Here is a 13,835-nt window from a genome sequence, read left to right on the forward strand (position 1 = left end):
ATATTATTTATTTATCATCCGCTGGAAATAAAACTCTTTCTCAGCTGCTTGGTCCGACAAAGCTCGCAAAAATCACGTCGCCAATATAGGCTATATACCTCTTTAAATTTGTAAGAAAGACCAAATTAAAAAGCTGTAATCTGCATTCCTTATCGTATGGAGATGATTGCAATGCGATTCTATAGAGCTTCACTCGGTACCGCTCTTTTCATCACACTATCATTATTGGCGTCAAATACGTATTCTGCTGAGGAGGAGGTAGTGACCGATCCCGTCACCCGCCAGGGCCCTAAGGACTTCCAACCTAAATCAAACCAATTCTGGTGGCCCAACCAGCTGGATCTGCGCCCCTTGCGGCAACACTCCCCAAAGTCTAACCCCATGGGAGGAAACTTTAATTATGCCGAGGCGTTTAAAACACTGGATCTCAAAGCAGTAAAGAGTGACATTGAAACGCTGTTAAAAACTTCCCAGGAGTGGTGGCCTGCAGATTATGGGCACTATGGCCCCTTTATGATCCGAATGGCCTGGCACAGCGCAGGTACATACCGGGTTAACGACGGACGCGGAGGCGCAGGGGGGGGGCAGCAGCGATTCGACCCTCTGAATAGTTGGCCAGATAATGCCAATCTAGATAAAGCACGGCGCTTGCTGTGGCCTATCAAGCAGAAATACGGCGCCAATCTATCCTGGGCTGACCTAATGGTGCTCACTGGCAACGTTGCTCTTGAATCCATGGGATTTGAGACCTACGGCTTTGCCGGCGGCCGTATAGACGATTGGGAGCCAGATCTGGTTTATTGGGGCCCGGAAACAAAGATGCTGGCCGATGAGCGCTACACCGGTAATCGCCAGTTAGAAAGACCACTGGCGGCCGTGCAGATGGGATTGATTTATGTAAACCCAGAGGGTCCTAACGGTAATCCTGATCCCAAGGCTGCGGCTATCGACATTCGTGAAACCTTCGCCCGCATGGCCATGAACGATGAAGAGACGGTTGCTCTGATCGCTGGTGGCCATACTTTTGGCAAGGCTCATGGCGCGGTAAAAGCCGATTGCTTAGGCCCAGAACCGGCAGCAGCCCCAATTGAGCAACAGGGACTGGGCTGGAAAAACAAGTGTGGTAGGGGTAATGCCGATGACACAATGACCTCTGGGCTTGAAGGGGCCTGGTCGGCCCTTCCAATTAACTGGAGCCAACAATACCTGGATAATTTATTCAAGTTTAACTGGGTAAAAACCAAGAGCCCCGCTGGTGCAGTACAGTGGATCCCAGATGATCAAGCTGCGGCCAACTTGGTGCCAGACGCCTTTGATAAAAACAAGCGGCATCCACCAATCATGTTTACCACCGATTTATCTTTAAAGTTTGATCCCAGTTACCGGGAAATTGCCAAGCGCTTTCAGGAAAATCCTGAGGAATTTAAACGCGCTTTCGCCAAGGCATGGTTCAAGCTGACTCACCGCGATATGGGCCCTCAAGCGCGTTATCTGGGTGTGGAAGTTCCCAAAGAGGATCTGATCTGGCAAGACCCAGTACCAAAAGTCGATCACCCTCTAATAGATGACAATGATGTCGGCCAACTTAAAACGAAAATCCTCTCCTCAGGCCTTACCGTGCCTGAGCTGGTAAGAACGGCCTGGGGCTCTGCTTCGACTTTTCGCGGCTCAGATATGCGTGGAGGAGCAAATGGCGCACGTATACGGCTGAATCCCCAGAAACAATGGCCAGTCAATGACCCAGAGGAACTTGCCAAGGTTCTAGCACAGCTAGAAAAAATTCAGCAAGAGTTTAACAGTGCCCAATCTGGGGGTAAGAAAGTCTCTCTCGCCGACCTTATTGTTCTCGGTGGCACTGCTGCTGTTGAGAAAGCAGCTGCGGATGGAGGGCAAAAGATCAGCGTTTCTTTCAAGCCCGGTCGTACCGATGCAAGCCAGCAACAGACTGATGTTAATTCCATCGCCATGCTTGAGCCCACAGCCGACGGCTTTCGCAATTATTTCAGCAGTAATAATAGCCGTACACCCACCGAGATGCTGGTGGACCGCGCCAGTCTGTTGACCCTCACTGTACCAGAAATGACGGTTTTGATTGGCGGTATGCGCGCGCTGAACGCCAATACTGATGGATCGAAAAACGGCGTCTTTACCGATAAACCAGGAACACTCACTAACGACTTTTTTGTCAACTTACTAGACATGTCCACAGTATGGAAGAAATCCGATAAAGCAGAGGGGGTTTATGAGGGTAGCGACCGCAAAACCGGTAAGGTAAAGTGGACGGCAACCCCTGTGGATCTAATCTTTGGCTCCAACTCTGAGCTCAGAGCAGTCGCTGAGGTCTATGCCTTCAATAACTCTCAGCAGAAATTCGTGCAGGATTTTTCTAAAGCCTGGACTAAGGTAATGAATCTGGATCGTTTTGACACAGCTAGTCAGTAAATGGTTCTTACGATAATTACTTCAAGGTAAACCAGCATATCAGCCGGTTTACCTTGTCTCCTCTACCCACATCAAACTTTAATCCAAGTTTGCAAAAATTATTTCTCCTTCAATAAATTTCAACTGGTGCGATGATATAACTCTGACATCCTTATAGCCCACTGCAGATAATTTATTTGCCAATCTTTTTGCCCGCGTGCCACTTTTGCAGTAGACCAACACCATCTCGTCAAGACCTATTGTTAAATGCTCTCTCATTTCATCGAAATCACCTAGAGGGACATTAATTGCACCGTTTACATGCCCAGCCTCAAACTCCCCCACTGTTCGCGCATCAACTAGAGTCAATAGGGACTGGTCCTGCATATAAGCAGATAGTAGTTCTGCTTCAACTCCCACCATTTCGCGACTTACTTCCTGTGACGGCATATCTTTTTCAGCTCCAACACCAGCACACCCAAAAAAACTTATCAATGCAACTAATATAATAAATCTACCGACAATTCTATTTAACATAATTCACCCTAACCCAATATATTCCTGAACAGATCTACCAAAAATTACTTAGTAGATTATTTGCACTCTCAATTTCCTCAAACAACATAACCCACGAGAAAGAAAGTAAACAGAAAATATCAATCACCAAAAATGATTGAACACCATATGAGACAAATAGAGATGTTCTTGGGATGATTGGAGACTTGGTACAAAAAATGTAGAAGGAATAAGGATGGTATCAGTACTTCACTGATCAAACCCCAAGCTTTATTTGCCTGGGGTCCTGATATACAGAAAATAATATAACTAAAATTACCTGTCTTAACGTAAATGTCGATCAAAGAAATCTCTGATCATTGTGTACTGGTGAATCCGAGTTTGTTTACCGCGCAAACTATGCTTCTTGCCCGGGTAGGTCATCAATTCAAACTGCTGGCCATTATCCTGTAGCTGTTTGATCAGTCGGGTGGTGTTAGTAAACAAGACATTATCATCCGCCATACCGTGATAAATCAACAGGGAGCCCTTAAGTCCCTCAGTGTACGGAAAAACTGATGAAGCCTGATAGGCATCCGCATCGGTATCGGGGTTCCCCATATAACGCTCAGTATAATGGGTATCATAAAGGGACCAATCGGTAACAGGAGCACCGGATACACCTGCCTTAAAATAGTCACCCGCTTTAAACATACTCATAAGAGCCATATAGCCCCCATAACTGTGCCCAAAGATACCAATATTCTCACTATCAACAAAAGGTAGTGTGCGCAAGAATTTCACTCCAGTAACCTGATCTTCAACTTCAGGGCTACCCATATTTTTAAAAATGGGGTTCTCAAAAGTCGTTCCGCGGTTAGCAGAACCTCGATTATCCAGAGAAAAAACGACATACCCTTGCTGGGCCATAAACTGGTTAAAGGCTTTATCCCAGCTATTGGTAACTACCTGAGCATGGGGTCCACCATAGACATAAACCATAACCGGGTAACGCTTTGATGCATCAAAATTAGCTGGCTTATAAAGTCGATAATTAAGCTGGTGTCCCAGAGGGGATTCAATGGTACCGAACTCAGGAGTAATCCAATCAGCTTTGTATGGGTGTAAAGGGTGCCCATTAATAACCGCATTTTCTTCCAGCCAAGTCGTTAGTTCGCCACTGGCATTATGCAAGCTTACTTGAGGCGGGGTATTTACACTGGAAAATTTATCGATATAACCCGAGGCATCTTGGGAAAACTCAATATCATGCATTCCCTTCTTGCTAGAGATACGTTGTATCTTTCCATCCCCATTGAATGGCGCTCGATACAAATGTCGCTCTATCACAGTATCTTTACGCCCGGTGAAATACACCAGACCCTGATTCTCATCAATCGCTTCAACTTCATCCACTACCCAGTCACCCTGAGTGATCTGGTTCAACAATTTACCACTTAGATCATAGAGATAGAGATGTTTAAAACCATCTCTCTCTGAAGACCAGATAAATTGATCTTTATTCTCCAAGAAGTGAAGATCATCACTCAAATTTACCCAGGTATCACTGGACTCAATCAACAGGGTATTACCAGTGTTCGTCTTCAGATCAAAAGCACGCAATTGCAACTTCTGTTGATTGCGGGACTGCCATTGATAAGTCAGTAGATTATCGCGCGCCCACTGCACGCGAGGAATATAAATATCCTGCTCATTACCAAGGTTTACCCAGCGGGATTTACCGGTTTCTACATTCAGAATGCCCAGCTGAATTTTTACATTCGCTCTCCCTGCGGCGGGATAGCGTTGCTGAATCAGGTCAATGCGATCAGCATAGATTTCACTGCGAGTCACCTTATCCACCGGAGACTCATCCACCTGCAGAAAGGCGATATGACGGTCATCTGGTGACCACCAGTATCCGCTCATGCGCCCCATCTCTTCCTGAGCAACAAATTCGGCCATACCATTTTTAATAGGCCCGTGGCCATCACTGGTTAATGCACGCTCTTTACCATTCTTTAGGTCAACAACAAAAATATCCTGGTCGCGAATAAAAGAAACATAACGCCCTTTAGGAGAAACCCGCACATCGGTTTCGAAAGTTTCAGTTTCAGTTAAGCGCCGCGCAGATTTACTATCCAGGCCGTAGTAATAAACATCTCCAGCTAACGGAAATAACAGGGACTTACCATCTTCCGACCAGCTGTATTCCATAATGCCACTGCCATAAATTCGCTGGCGCTCGCGTCGGGCTTTTTCTTCATCGGACAATTCCTCATGACCACTGTGCAGGCTATCGGAATTCACCAGGATACGGGACTCTTTATCGGCAATGTTATATTCCCACAAATCGTAACGGTTATAGTCTTCATCTCGCCCCTTCAGAAAAGTTACCCGACTACCATCGGGAGAGTACTCAAGGGCACGGGGCGCTGTGCCTCCAAGGGCCGGATCGGAGAATATTCGCTCAATAGTCAACGTATCCGCGGAACAGAGTCCCGCAAAGGTTGTACAGCCAAGTAGGGCAAGCAGTTTTCTTTTCATAGAAGGGCTCTTTGTTTTAGTGTTTTATGCTAGGCGCAAATCTGCGTTAAGAAAGGCGTTAAACCACTTTCTTTGCAAGCAACAAAGTCCTTGAATTCTACAATGTAATCTCCAGATAACGGAGGGCATCGAGCTCTCCTTCTGAATTTAACAGAGTGACAATCAAACCTTCTGCAATTGTCTTACTTTACCGTCATTTACTCTGCATCATCGATATTCGCAGTGCCTGAAGACAATCTTGGGGCTGGCTTTTGGCGAAACAAAATCAGTAAGAAGAACCAACTTACTTCTTCTATTAAAACAGTTCTCACCTCCTTCCATAACAATTTGCCGCCAAAGATATCCAGGTCGCGGCTCTTCCCAGTTTCCACCGCGAACTCAATCACAATCGATCCATTTACTTATCTAACTCTGTGGGAGACTCTATAGTCGGAGCAGGCAAGTTGATAGAGGAACCATCTCGATATGCGGTGATGAAAAGAGTAGCACCCCTGCCAAACCAGGTAATTTAAACCAAAAAAAACCAATTAAAGAGCATAAAAAGCCTTATATTGATTCAAAATTTCTGAATTAATTTTATTTTGAAAGAGTATTTTCGATTTCAGTAAACTATTGTGCGTGGCCAATGATTAATAGGTCATCGGGGTCAATCTCCCCATATAAGTAACCTTTTCCTGATCCCTAGCCTAGAAAATACCAAAACAAAACACTCCCTCTTGCATTCCAAGACGATCGGTCATATATTGATCACCAATTAATAGACGACCGGTCTAATATTTATGGCTCGACCACGTAAAAGCGAAAACACCAAAGAAGCACTGCTAGAAGCAGGTACCGCAATGCTGACCAGCCAGGGATATCACGGCACTGGTATCAAGCAGGTGCTGGATGCAGTAGGTGTACCCAAAGGTTCGTTCTACAACTATTTCCCCAGTAAAGAGGCCTTCGTAGCCAGCATTATTCACCGCTACGGCCAGCAGATTGATACGGAACTAGCGCAGACGATAATAAACCTGGATCAGGCACCTGGCTTGATCCAGCTCTGGTGCTGCTTTCATAACCGTGTTCAAAACAAAGTAAAAGTTGGTCAGTCTTGTGCCTGTCTACTCGGAGCGATGTCGGCCGAGGTAGCCCAGGCCAGTCCTCTTTGCCGTGAAGCCATTGAGTCTGTAGAGCACAGGTGGCTGGAAAATCTTCAGTCGATATTACATTTGGCACAAGATCAAGGAGATCTACGCTGTGACGTCCCCGCCGATAACCTTGCGACACTGTGTTATAGCGTTTGGCAGGGCAGTATTCTGCAATACCAGGTATCCGGTGATCCCAATGATTTACTCAGACAGCTACGGACGTTTTTTAGCACCTTGGTGACGCAACAAGGGGCACAAACACTGGCCAGTATTAAAACTTACAGGCAGGACATTCATTTTGAAAAATAGTATCAACGCCTTAAAAAACACCGATCGAGCTACACCTCTCGCTCGTCCACTGAGTATTCTGCCGGGAACCAGTGTGAAAAACCGCTTGTTTAAATCTGCTATGAGTGAGCAATTAGCGGATCCCAATCATGCCCCCACCGAGGAGCTGATTCACTTATATCGCACATGGTCAGAAGGAGGCACAGGTTTACTGGTCACCGGCAACGTCATGGTTGATCGAACAGCTCTGGGTGAGCCGCGGAATGTGGTATTAGACGAGAAGTCGGACCTTTCCCTGTTCCGGAAATGGGCCCAAGCTGGACGCCAAAACGGTACACAAATCTGGATGCAATTAAATCATCCAGGCAAGCAAACACCCAACTTTTTAAGTACCGAACCCGTCGCACCTTCTGCAATTCCAATGGCTAATGGCTTAGAGAAGACGTTCAACCGCCCGAGAGAACTCACTGAAAATGAAATAGTAATTATCATTAAAAAATTTGCCTGGGCCGCAGCACAGGTGAAAGAATTTGGATTTACTGGGATTCAGATACATGCTGCTCATGGTTATCTGATCAATCAGTTTCTATCCCCTCACCACAATCGGCGAAATGATCAGTGGGGAGGTACCTTAGAAAATCGCTTACGATTTTTACGCGAGGTGTATAGCGCTATTCGCGAAGCGGTTGGTGAAGATTTTCCGGTAGGCGTAAAACTCAATTCAGCAGATTTTCAAAAAGGTGGGTTCAGTGAAGAGGAATCCATGCAGGTTCTGAAAGCCCTGCAGGATGAAGGTATTAACTTAATTGAAATCTCCGGCGGCAATTATGAAAACCCAAGTATGGTTGGTGCCAATGTGAAAGAAAGCACCATCAAGCGAGAGGCCTATTTTATCGATTATGCAGAAAAGGCACGTGCACAGTTGCAAATTCCTGTCGTAGTCACCGGTGGCTTCCGTTCCGCAGCTGCCATGGAGGCCGCCCTTGTATCAAATGCCGTGGATATGATCGGCCTAGCCCGCCCATTAGCGGTTGACCCACGGCTATCGCACAAACTGTTATCGGATGGCAACCATAAGATAACATTGAAAAAGCTCACCACAGGTATTCCCAGACTGGATTTTATGGCTATGCTGGATGTCACTTGGTACGAACAACAGCTGGCCCTTATTGGCAAAGGAAAGCCAACGAAACCAAATATGAGTGCTTGGACCTCAGTATTAAAAACGCTGACTGCTGTCGGATTGCTTTCTTTTCAGAGGCGACGAGCCTGATAAAACTTTATTGCGCCTAGGAAACTATAGTTCCTCACCGTAAATCACAGCAGATAAGTGAGACAATACAAGGACGTACCGTCGCCGGCCAAAACCAGGGCGAGTACGTGGAAAACAAGTATTTTTAAAAGCCTGTAACAACATTTTGTTATCAGATTATGACTTTTCTACAGGTCTTTGAGACTGAGGACAACTTCCTAGCGCGTCAGAAAAATAGGTCTCTCCAGCTGCCGAGGAGACACTGTGCACCCTAAAATAAAACCCGAAAATCTGCTCTCTATTTCTCCTCTATAAATCGCCATAGAGCTATAAAATCACTTTATTTTTTAGGCCCTTATCTCATCATCAAGCCATAGATCATAGTAAAAATAATCTGGGTAGACCTCTACGCATATATAAAAACACAGGTTTCAAGAGTAATTTATTTAGGTAAAAAGAAAATATCCTGTAAAGGCCCCTAAGAAAGAAACACCTTATTGAATTGATTGACCTTAACAATTGTTTACTCTGCTTAACCGACGTTAGTAAAGGGCAAAGGTCATACTGGAAACGAATTACTCACAGGATAACAACAATGAAGGCTAACCTCCTCTCTACTATGGGAGCTTCGCTGCTCATCTTCGGCTGTAGCTCCACACCTAAGGTTCCCACTAACGAATCTTTTGTTGCTGATATCACTGAACTAGGACACAAACGCTTTGTATATAAGGCAAGCCTGGGGGCAGCGCCCCATAACGATGGAAGCCACAGCAGTAAACATAATGGTGGCCCCGGAATGGGCGGTAAGGGTAAACCAGCAAGGGGCAAACCCAGCTCTCGTAAACCTGGCCACAGTCAATCAAACTCAGGCGATATTAAGAAAATGGCAATGGCGAGGGTGGAACTCCTCATAAATGAAAATGGATTCTGTTCTAACGGCTGGTTCCCGATTGAACAGACTTTCGAGAAAGGCCGGGCAGAGATTCACGGTGAATGTCGTGCAGTTGCCGCTCAATCAGATAGGTGAAAGACACCCAGGTAAGCTCGATAAAAAGCTCATGTATTACAACCGGGCAATTATAAAGTGCCCGGTTGCAGCGCAGCTCTAAACGATATGACAGCAGCTTTAGGCAGGAATTTTATCGTTACTCAAGAGGTAATCCGCATGGAAACGCAGGTGTTCCTCAATAAATGAGGCGATGAAGAAGTAGCTATGATCATATCCTGCATGGTGCTCCAGTCGCAGAGGATAGCTACAAGCTTCGGCAGCCATTTGCAGGGCCTCCGGTCGTAACTGCTGCTCAAGAAATTGATCTTCATCGCCCTGGGAGACCAGTATCGGGAGGTGCGTTGTCGCTCGCCCTACTAAAACACTCGCATCGTAACCTTCCCAGCAAGTTGTATCCGCGCCCAGATATGCACCAAACGCTTTCTCTCCCCAGGGGCAAGCGATCGGATTACAGATCGGACTAAATGCTGAAACTGAGGTATATCGCTCAGGGTTACGCAAGCCAATAACCAGGGCGCCATGACCTCCCATGGAATGACCACTGATGGCGCGCTTCTTACTTACCGGAAAATGCCCTTCAATTAGCGCCGGTAATTCAGCCGCTATGTAGTCATACATACGGTAGTGTTGCTTCCAGGGTTCTTGAGTGGCATTCACATAGAACCCTGCTCCCTGGCCAAGGTCGTAGGAGGGGTCATCGGCAACATCCTCTCCACGAGGGCTGGTATCTGGTATGACCAGCACAATACCCAGCTCTGCAGCCATACGCTGGGCGCCCGCTTTCTGGCTAAAATTAGCATCGGTGCAAGTCAGGCCCGATAACCAATAAAGCACCGGATAGCGATGCCCTTCTTCGCTGTCTGTACCCTGAGGCAAAAAAATAGAAAACTGCATAGTGCAATTCAACACAGCGGAGCGGTGCCGGTATTCTTGTTGTAACCCATCAAACGATCTGGTGCTACTGACAAGCTCAATTGACATAGGTTATCCCACTCAAACGTTTTCGTAATGAATGACACTGCGAATACTCTTGCCTTTGTGCATCAAATCAAAGGCCTCATTAATATTATCCAAGGGCATCGTGTGGGTAATAAAGTCATCCAACTTAAATTCCCCGGCCAGATAGCGCTCGACATAATCCGGAAGCTCAGAGCGACCTTTCACTCCTCCAAATGCAGTGCCGCGCCACACCCTACCAGTAACCAACTGGAAGGGGCGCGTGCTGATTTCCTGACCCGCACCGGCAACGCCAATAATTACAGACTCGCCCCAACCTTTGTGGCAGCACTCCAGCGCAGACCGCATAGTATTTACATTACCAATACATTCGAAGGAGTAATCCACTCCACCATCGGTAAGGTCGACAATGACTTCCTGGATGGGTTGTTCATAATTTTTGGGGTTAATACACTCTGTCGCACCGAGTTTTTTTGCCAGGGCAAATTTATCTTCATTGATATCAATGCCAATAATACGCTCAGCACCCGCCATCTTGGCCCCGATAATTGCCGATAGGCCAATTCCTCCCAAGCCAAAGATTGCCACGGTTGAACCCGCTTCTACCTTAGCGGTATTCATCACCGCTCCCATCCCTGTAGTGACACCACAACCAAGAAGACAAACTTCCTCAAGCGGCGCCTCGGGATTAATTTTCGCCAGGGAGATTTCCGGTAATACCGTATACTCAGAAAAAGTGGAGGTGCCCATATAGTGATAGATGGGCTTTCCATTGATCGAAAAACGCGTGCTGCCATCCGGCATCAAACCCTTACCTTGGGTTGCTCGAATTTTTTGGCAGAGGTTCGTTTTGCCAGACAAACAAAACTTACATTCGCCACACTCGGGGGTATATAGCGGGATAACATGATCCCCAACCGTTAAGCCGGTAACTCCTTCACCCACCGACTCCACAACACCCGCTCCCTCATGGCCAAGGATCGCAGGGAAGACACCCTCAGGATCCTCCCCCGAAAGTGTGAAAGCATCGGTATGGCAGACCCCGGTAGCCGTCAGCTTAATACGTACCTCGCCTTTTTGCGGCGGCATCACCTCAACTTCCTCGATAGAAAGCGGCTCGCCCGCTTTCCAGGCCACAGCGGCTTTACAGCGAATCGTCTCTGCACCCATGGTGTTATTCCTTACTGGTCGTTGTTTCAATCAACAGGTGCCCAGCATAGCCTGCCAGTATTTATGAGGCAAAAAGGGAAGGACAAAATAGGATACTGAAATGAGGCGGGACACTGCCGGGTAAATACCCTTTGAAAAACCTAGAAGTAAAAATCAATGTTGTAGCTTGCGCCATTGTAAGGGGGAATTCCCATGCACAGTGCGAAAAGCTTTGGAGAAGGCACTGGTATCGGTATAACCGAGGCTCGCCGACAGTAGAGCAATATCAATATTTGAGGACCGTAAATGCCATCGAGCCGTTTCCATGCGCGCTTCTTGTAAAAGCTGCTTGAAAGAGGTGCCGGCAGCACGTAAATGGCGCTGCAAAGTGCGAACAGGGGTATCCACCAGTTGGGCAACCTGTGCCAGGTTATGCTGTTGGGCCCCCAATGTCTGCAAGATCAGCGTCCGCACTTGACTCGCTATATCCCCCCTTTGCCCCTGAATGAGCAACTGGGTAAATTCCTCAAAATATTGCACCAATCCCTCACTAGCCGCATTCAAAGGCCTTTCTAACACTTCAGTATCAAACACGAGACAATCATATTCCTGGGCAAAAAATACCTCAGCTTCAAAGTACTCACGGTAACGCTGGAGTGAAGAAACCGGTACATGGCAAAAATGCACTTGGCGCGGGCGAATATCCGCTCCAGCCAACTCCCTAAATAGCCTGCAGGCGGCGCCCAAGGCCAGCTCGCTGTACTGCTCAGCAACACCAAGCCCTTCATAATGGCTAATGCGATAAGCGTAGAGTCTGCTATCGCGCTCAATTATTCGCCAGTGATCAGCCTGGTTGTGTAATACCATGTAGCGGTGGCTGGCACTCAACGCGGCATCCAGGTCTTTCTCTTTGAGCACCAACTTACCCAACACTCCAAGCATACGCAGGCCCTGCTGCTCCGCCAGCCGCAAGCCAAAGTCATTGCATTGCAGCTCACGCACACACAGGTTTAACAGGTCGATCAGAGTAGAGATTGGAATCAAGATATCCGGGCGACGCATACAATCTGCGGGTAGGCCAACCTCAGCGAGCAAATCTGAAGGTATTCCGCCCAACTGGGGAACCAGAGTGTTGAAACCCGCGAGGGTGCCGCTGCGAATTTCATAGGTGGGGCTCATCAATCCATCTCCACTGCCTGTCATAGCACAACCACAGCCATAGCCAGGCGCACCAGCTAGCATTGGGATCTACGGCCAATGCCAGGCGGTTAAAGTCCTAGGGAAGTATCCCAGGGATGATAACAGGGCAAATTTATTCCAGTAATCTTCACAAGACTGAAATGTGATAGGAAACCACCCTTCCCTTCGCAAACTAGTCCTGTATCTAAAGCTGGCAATCAATAGAGTTTCAGACAATTTTCTTGACGAACTTAGTCAGGATGACGATACGCTGCCCCTCGACACGCCCTTCAATGTGTTCTGGGTTATCCGTTAAACTGATACCACGAACTGCAGTACCGCGCTTGGCCACCAAACTGGCCCCTTTTACATCCAGATCCTTGATAATGGTCACACTATCACCTGCCTGCAGTTGCACGCCGTTGCTGTCGCGGTGAACAAGAATGTCGCCCGCTTGAGGTAGTGCACCGGCTTGGGCCCAGTTAAGAAGATCGTCATCCAGGTAAAGCATGTCTAGTAAATCCTGCGCCCAGGTTTCCGTAGACAGGCGCTTGAGAAGCCGCCAGGCCAAAACTTGCACCGCCGGCTCTTGGCTCCACATGCTGTCAGATAAACACTGCCAATGAGCGCTGTCGAGTTCGGCTGGATTGTTCAGCTGATCGCGGCAGGTCTGGCACAGGAGTAACTGGCCCTCCGTCCCGACAGGGGACTTCGGCAGTTCATAAGCTTCCAAATTATCCTGAGCTTTGCAGAGTTCGCACTGACCACCACTGCGCTGAAGCAGCTGTTCCTGACTGACCGCCATGGATTACCTCAAAAAGTGCGGAGTATACGCCCTCACTCGCTAATTCGTGCAACCCTACCAGAACCTATGAATCAATAAGAAAGTAAAATAAGACTGGGCCCCATCGGAGAATTCTCCTCACAGGGCCCAGAAAAATAAGTTAAGCCCCATAATGGGGCTACGGAAACTAGTGGTGAGCCGAAACCGCAGAGGCGAAGTGACCACCCTGCTTACTGGCAATGGCTGAGGTGATATCGCCGAGACTGAGAATGCCGACCATGCGCTTCTCACTATTTAGAACTGGCATTCGCCGTAGCAGCTGCTGTTCCATTTTGTGTACCGCGGAGAGTAGGTCATCCTCTTCCCAGCACCACTCAATGCCCTCAGTCATTACATCACGGGCAGTTAGGGAAGAAAGATTGCCTCCCTGCACAACACCGCGACATACGATATCTCGGTCGGTCACCATACCCACTAATCGATCGTTTTCACCGATGGGAACCGCACCGATATCCTCGTCCCGCAGGATTTTTGCCAATTCCTGTAGAGAGGTATCTGGTGTACACCAGGTCACACCCTGATGCATTGCCTGTTTCACTTTCATTTCTTTACCTCAACTAATAC

Annotated in this window: 12 protein-coding genes; 4 read left to right on the forward strand and 8 right to left on the reverse strand. The window is 47.5% G+C overall.

Going from position 1 to position 13,835, the window contains the following annotated elements; all coding sequences use genetic code 11:
• The first annotated feature begins 171 nt into the window (after positions 1 to 171).
• On the forward strand, positions 172 to 2,442 hold the full coding sequence (gene katG, locus ACJJIJ_RS14795) for a catalase/peroxidase HPI (protein ID WP_444937751.1): 2,271 nt from the start codon (positions 172 to 174) through the stop codon (positions 2,440 to 2,442).
• Between the two features lie 78 nt (positions 2,443 to 2,520).
• On the opposite strand, the gene ACJJIJ_RS14800 is transcribed toward katG, so the two are convergent.
• The 3 genes from ACJJIJ_RS14800 to ACJJIJ_RS14810 all read right to left on the reverse strand — a co-directional run bounded on the left by ACJJIJ_RS14800 (position 2,521) and on the right by ACJJIJ_RS14810 (position 5,849).
• Positions 2,521 to 2,958 (reverse strand): rhodanese-like domain-containing protein, encoded by a 438-nt coding sequence (locus tag ACJJIJ_RS14800; RefSeq protein ID WP_444937752.1) that lies wholly within the window; start codon positions 2,956 to 2,958, stop codon positions 2,521 to 2,523.
• A gap of 303 nt (positions 2,959 to 3,261) precedes the next feature.
• The gene (locus ACJJIJ_RS14805) at positions 3,262 to 5,463 is read right to left on the reverse strand and encodes a S9 family peptidase (protein ID WP_444937753.1); all 2,202 of its coding nucleotides are present in this window, start codon (positions 5,461 to 5,463) and stop codon (positions 3,262 to 3,264) included.
• Between the two features lie 197 nt (positions 5,464 to 5,660).
• On the reverse strand, positions 5,661 to 5,849 hold the full coding sequence (locus ACJJIJ_RS14810; RefSeq protein WP_444937754.1) for a hypothetical protein: 189 nt from the start codon (positions 5,847 to 5,849) through the stop codon (positions 5,661 to 5,663).
• Between the two features lie 393 nt (positions 5,850 to 6,242).
• On the opposite strand from ACJJIJ_RS14810, the gene ACJJIJ_RS14815 reads away from it, so the two are divergent.
• The 3 genes from ACJJIJ_RS14815 to ACJJIJ_RS14825 all read left to right on the forward strand — a co-directional run bounded on the left by ACJJIJ_RS14815 (position 6,243) and on the right by ACJJIJ_RS14825 (position 9,160).
• On the forward strand, positions 6,243 to 6,902 hold the full coding sequence (locus tag ACJJIJ_RS14815; protein WP_444937755.1) for a TetR/AcrR family transcriptional regulator: 660 nt from the start codon (positions 6,243 to 6,245) through the stop codon (positions 6,900 to 6,902).
• Positions 6,892 to 8,154, forward strand: coding sequence for an NADH:flavin oxidoreductase/NADH oxidase family protein (locus tag ACJJIJ_RS14820; protein ID WP_444937756.1), 1,263 nt, complete (start codon positions 6,892 to 6,894; stop codon positions 8,152 to 8,154). Before ACJJIJ_RS14815 ends, ACJJIJ_RS14820 begins: the two co-directional genes overlap by 11 nt.
• Positions 8,155 to 8,728: 574 nt before the next feature.
• On the forward strand, positions 8,729 to 9,160 hold the full coding sequence (locus ACJJIJ_RS14825) for a hypothetical protein (protein ID WP_444937757.1): 432 nt from the start codon (positions 8,729 to 8,731) through the stop codon (positions 9,158 to 9,160).
• A 99-nt stretch (positions 9,161 to 9,259) separates the two neighbouring features.
• Here the strand turns inward: ACJJIJ_RS14825 and fghA are convergent, their stop codons facing one another.
• From fghA to ACJJIJ_RS14850, 5 genes are all read right to left on the reverse strand, one after another.
• Positions 9,260 to 10,123, reverse strand: a complete 864-nt coding sequence (gene fghA / locus ACJJIJ_RS14830; RefSeq protein WP_444887199.1) for an S-formylglutathione hydrolase — start codon at positions 10,121 to 10,123, stop codon at positions 9,260 to 9,262.
• 12 nt (positions 10,124 to 10,135) lie between these two features.
• Positions 10,136 to 11,269 carry an S-(hydroxymethyl)glutathione dehydrogenase/class III alcohol dehydrogenase gene (locus ACJJIJ_RS14835; RefSeq protein ID WP_252083316.1) on the reverse strand — a complete coding sequence of 378 codons (1,134 nt, stop codon included), beginning with the start codon at positions 11,267 to 11,269 and terminating at the stop codon, positions 10,136 to 10,138.
• A 153-nt stretch (positions 11,270 to 11,422) separates the two neighbouring features.
• The gene (locus ACJJIJ_RS14840; RefSeq protein ID WP_444937758.1) at positions 11,423 to 12,490 is read right to left on the reverse strand and encodes an AraC family transcriptional regulator; all 1,068 of its coding nucleotides are present in this window, start codon (positions 12,488 to 12,490) and stop codon (positions 11,423 to 11,425) included.
• Positions 12,491 to 12,656: 166 nt separating this feature from the next.
• Positions 12,657 to 13,232: a PhnA domain-containing protein gene (locus ACJJIJ_RS14845; protein ID WP_444937759.1), complete on the reverse strand. Its 576-nt coding sequence runs from the start codon at positions 13,230 to 13,232 to the stop codon at positions 12,657 to 12,659.
• A 166-nt stretch (positions 13,233 to 13,398) separates the two neighbouring features.
• Positions 13,399 to 13,815 carry a CBS domain-containing protein gene (locus ACJJIJ_RS14850; protein ID WP_252083319.1) on the reverse strand — a complete coding sequence of 139 codons (417 nt, stop codon included), beginning with the start codon at positions 13,813 to 13,815 and terminating at the stop codon, positions 13,399 to 13,401.
• Positions 13,816 to 13,835: the final 20 nt, after the last annotated feature.

Source organism: Microbulbifer mixtoriginis (SeqCode) (assembly GCF_052467945.1).

Excerpts from the sequence above, each read along its gene's own strand:
- fghA (WP_444887199.1), bottom strand. The coding sequence starts at position 10,123 with ATGTCAATTGAGCTTGTCAGTAGCACCAGATCGTTTGATGGGTTACAA.
- ACJJIJ_RS14805 (WP_444937753.1), bottom strand. The coding sequence starts at position 5,463 with ATGAAAAGAAAACTGCTTGCCCTACTTGGCTGTACAACCTTTGCGGGA.
- ACJJIJ_RS14845 (WP_444937759.1), bottom strand. The coding sequence starts at position 13,232 with ATGGCGGTCAGTCAGGAACAGCTGCTTCAGCGCAGTGGTGGTCAGTGC.
- ACJJIJ_RS14840 (WP_444937758.1), bottom strand. The coding sequence starts at position 12,490 with ATGCTAGCTGGTGCGCCTGGCTATGGCTGTGGTTGTGCTATGACAGGC.
- ACJJIJ_RS14835 (WP_252083316.1), bottom strand. The coding sequence starts at position 11,269 with ATGGGTGCAGAGACGATTCGCTGTAAAGCCGCTGTGGCCTGGAAAGCG.
- ACJJIJ_RS14815 (WP_444937755.1), top strand. The coding sequence starts at position 6,243 with ATGGCTCGACCACGTAAAAGCGAAAACACCAAAGAAGCACTGCTAGAA.
- ACJJIJ_RS14850 (WP_252083319.1), bottom strand. The coding sequence starts at position 13,815 with ATGAAAGTGAAACAGGCAATGCATCAGGGTGTGACCTGGTGTACACCA.
- ACJJIJ_RS14800 (WP_444937752.1), bottom strand. The coding sequence starts at position 2,958 with ATGTTAAATAGAATTGTCGGTAGATTTATTATATTAGTTGCATTGATA.
- ACJJIJ_RS14825 (WP_444937757.1), top strand. The coding sequence starts at position 8,729 with ATGAAGGCTAACCTCCTCTCTACTATGGGAGCTTCGCTGCTCATCTTC.
- katG (WP_444937751.1), top strand. The coding sequence starts at position 172 with ATGCGATTCTATAGAGCTTCACTCGGTACCGCTCTTTTCATCACACTA.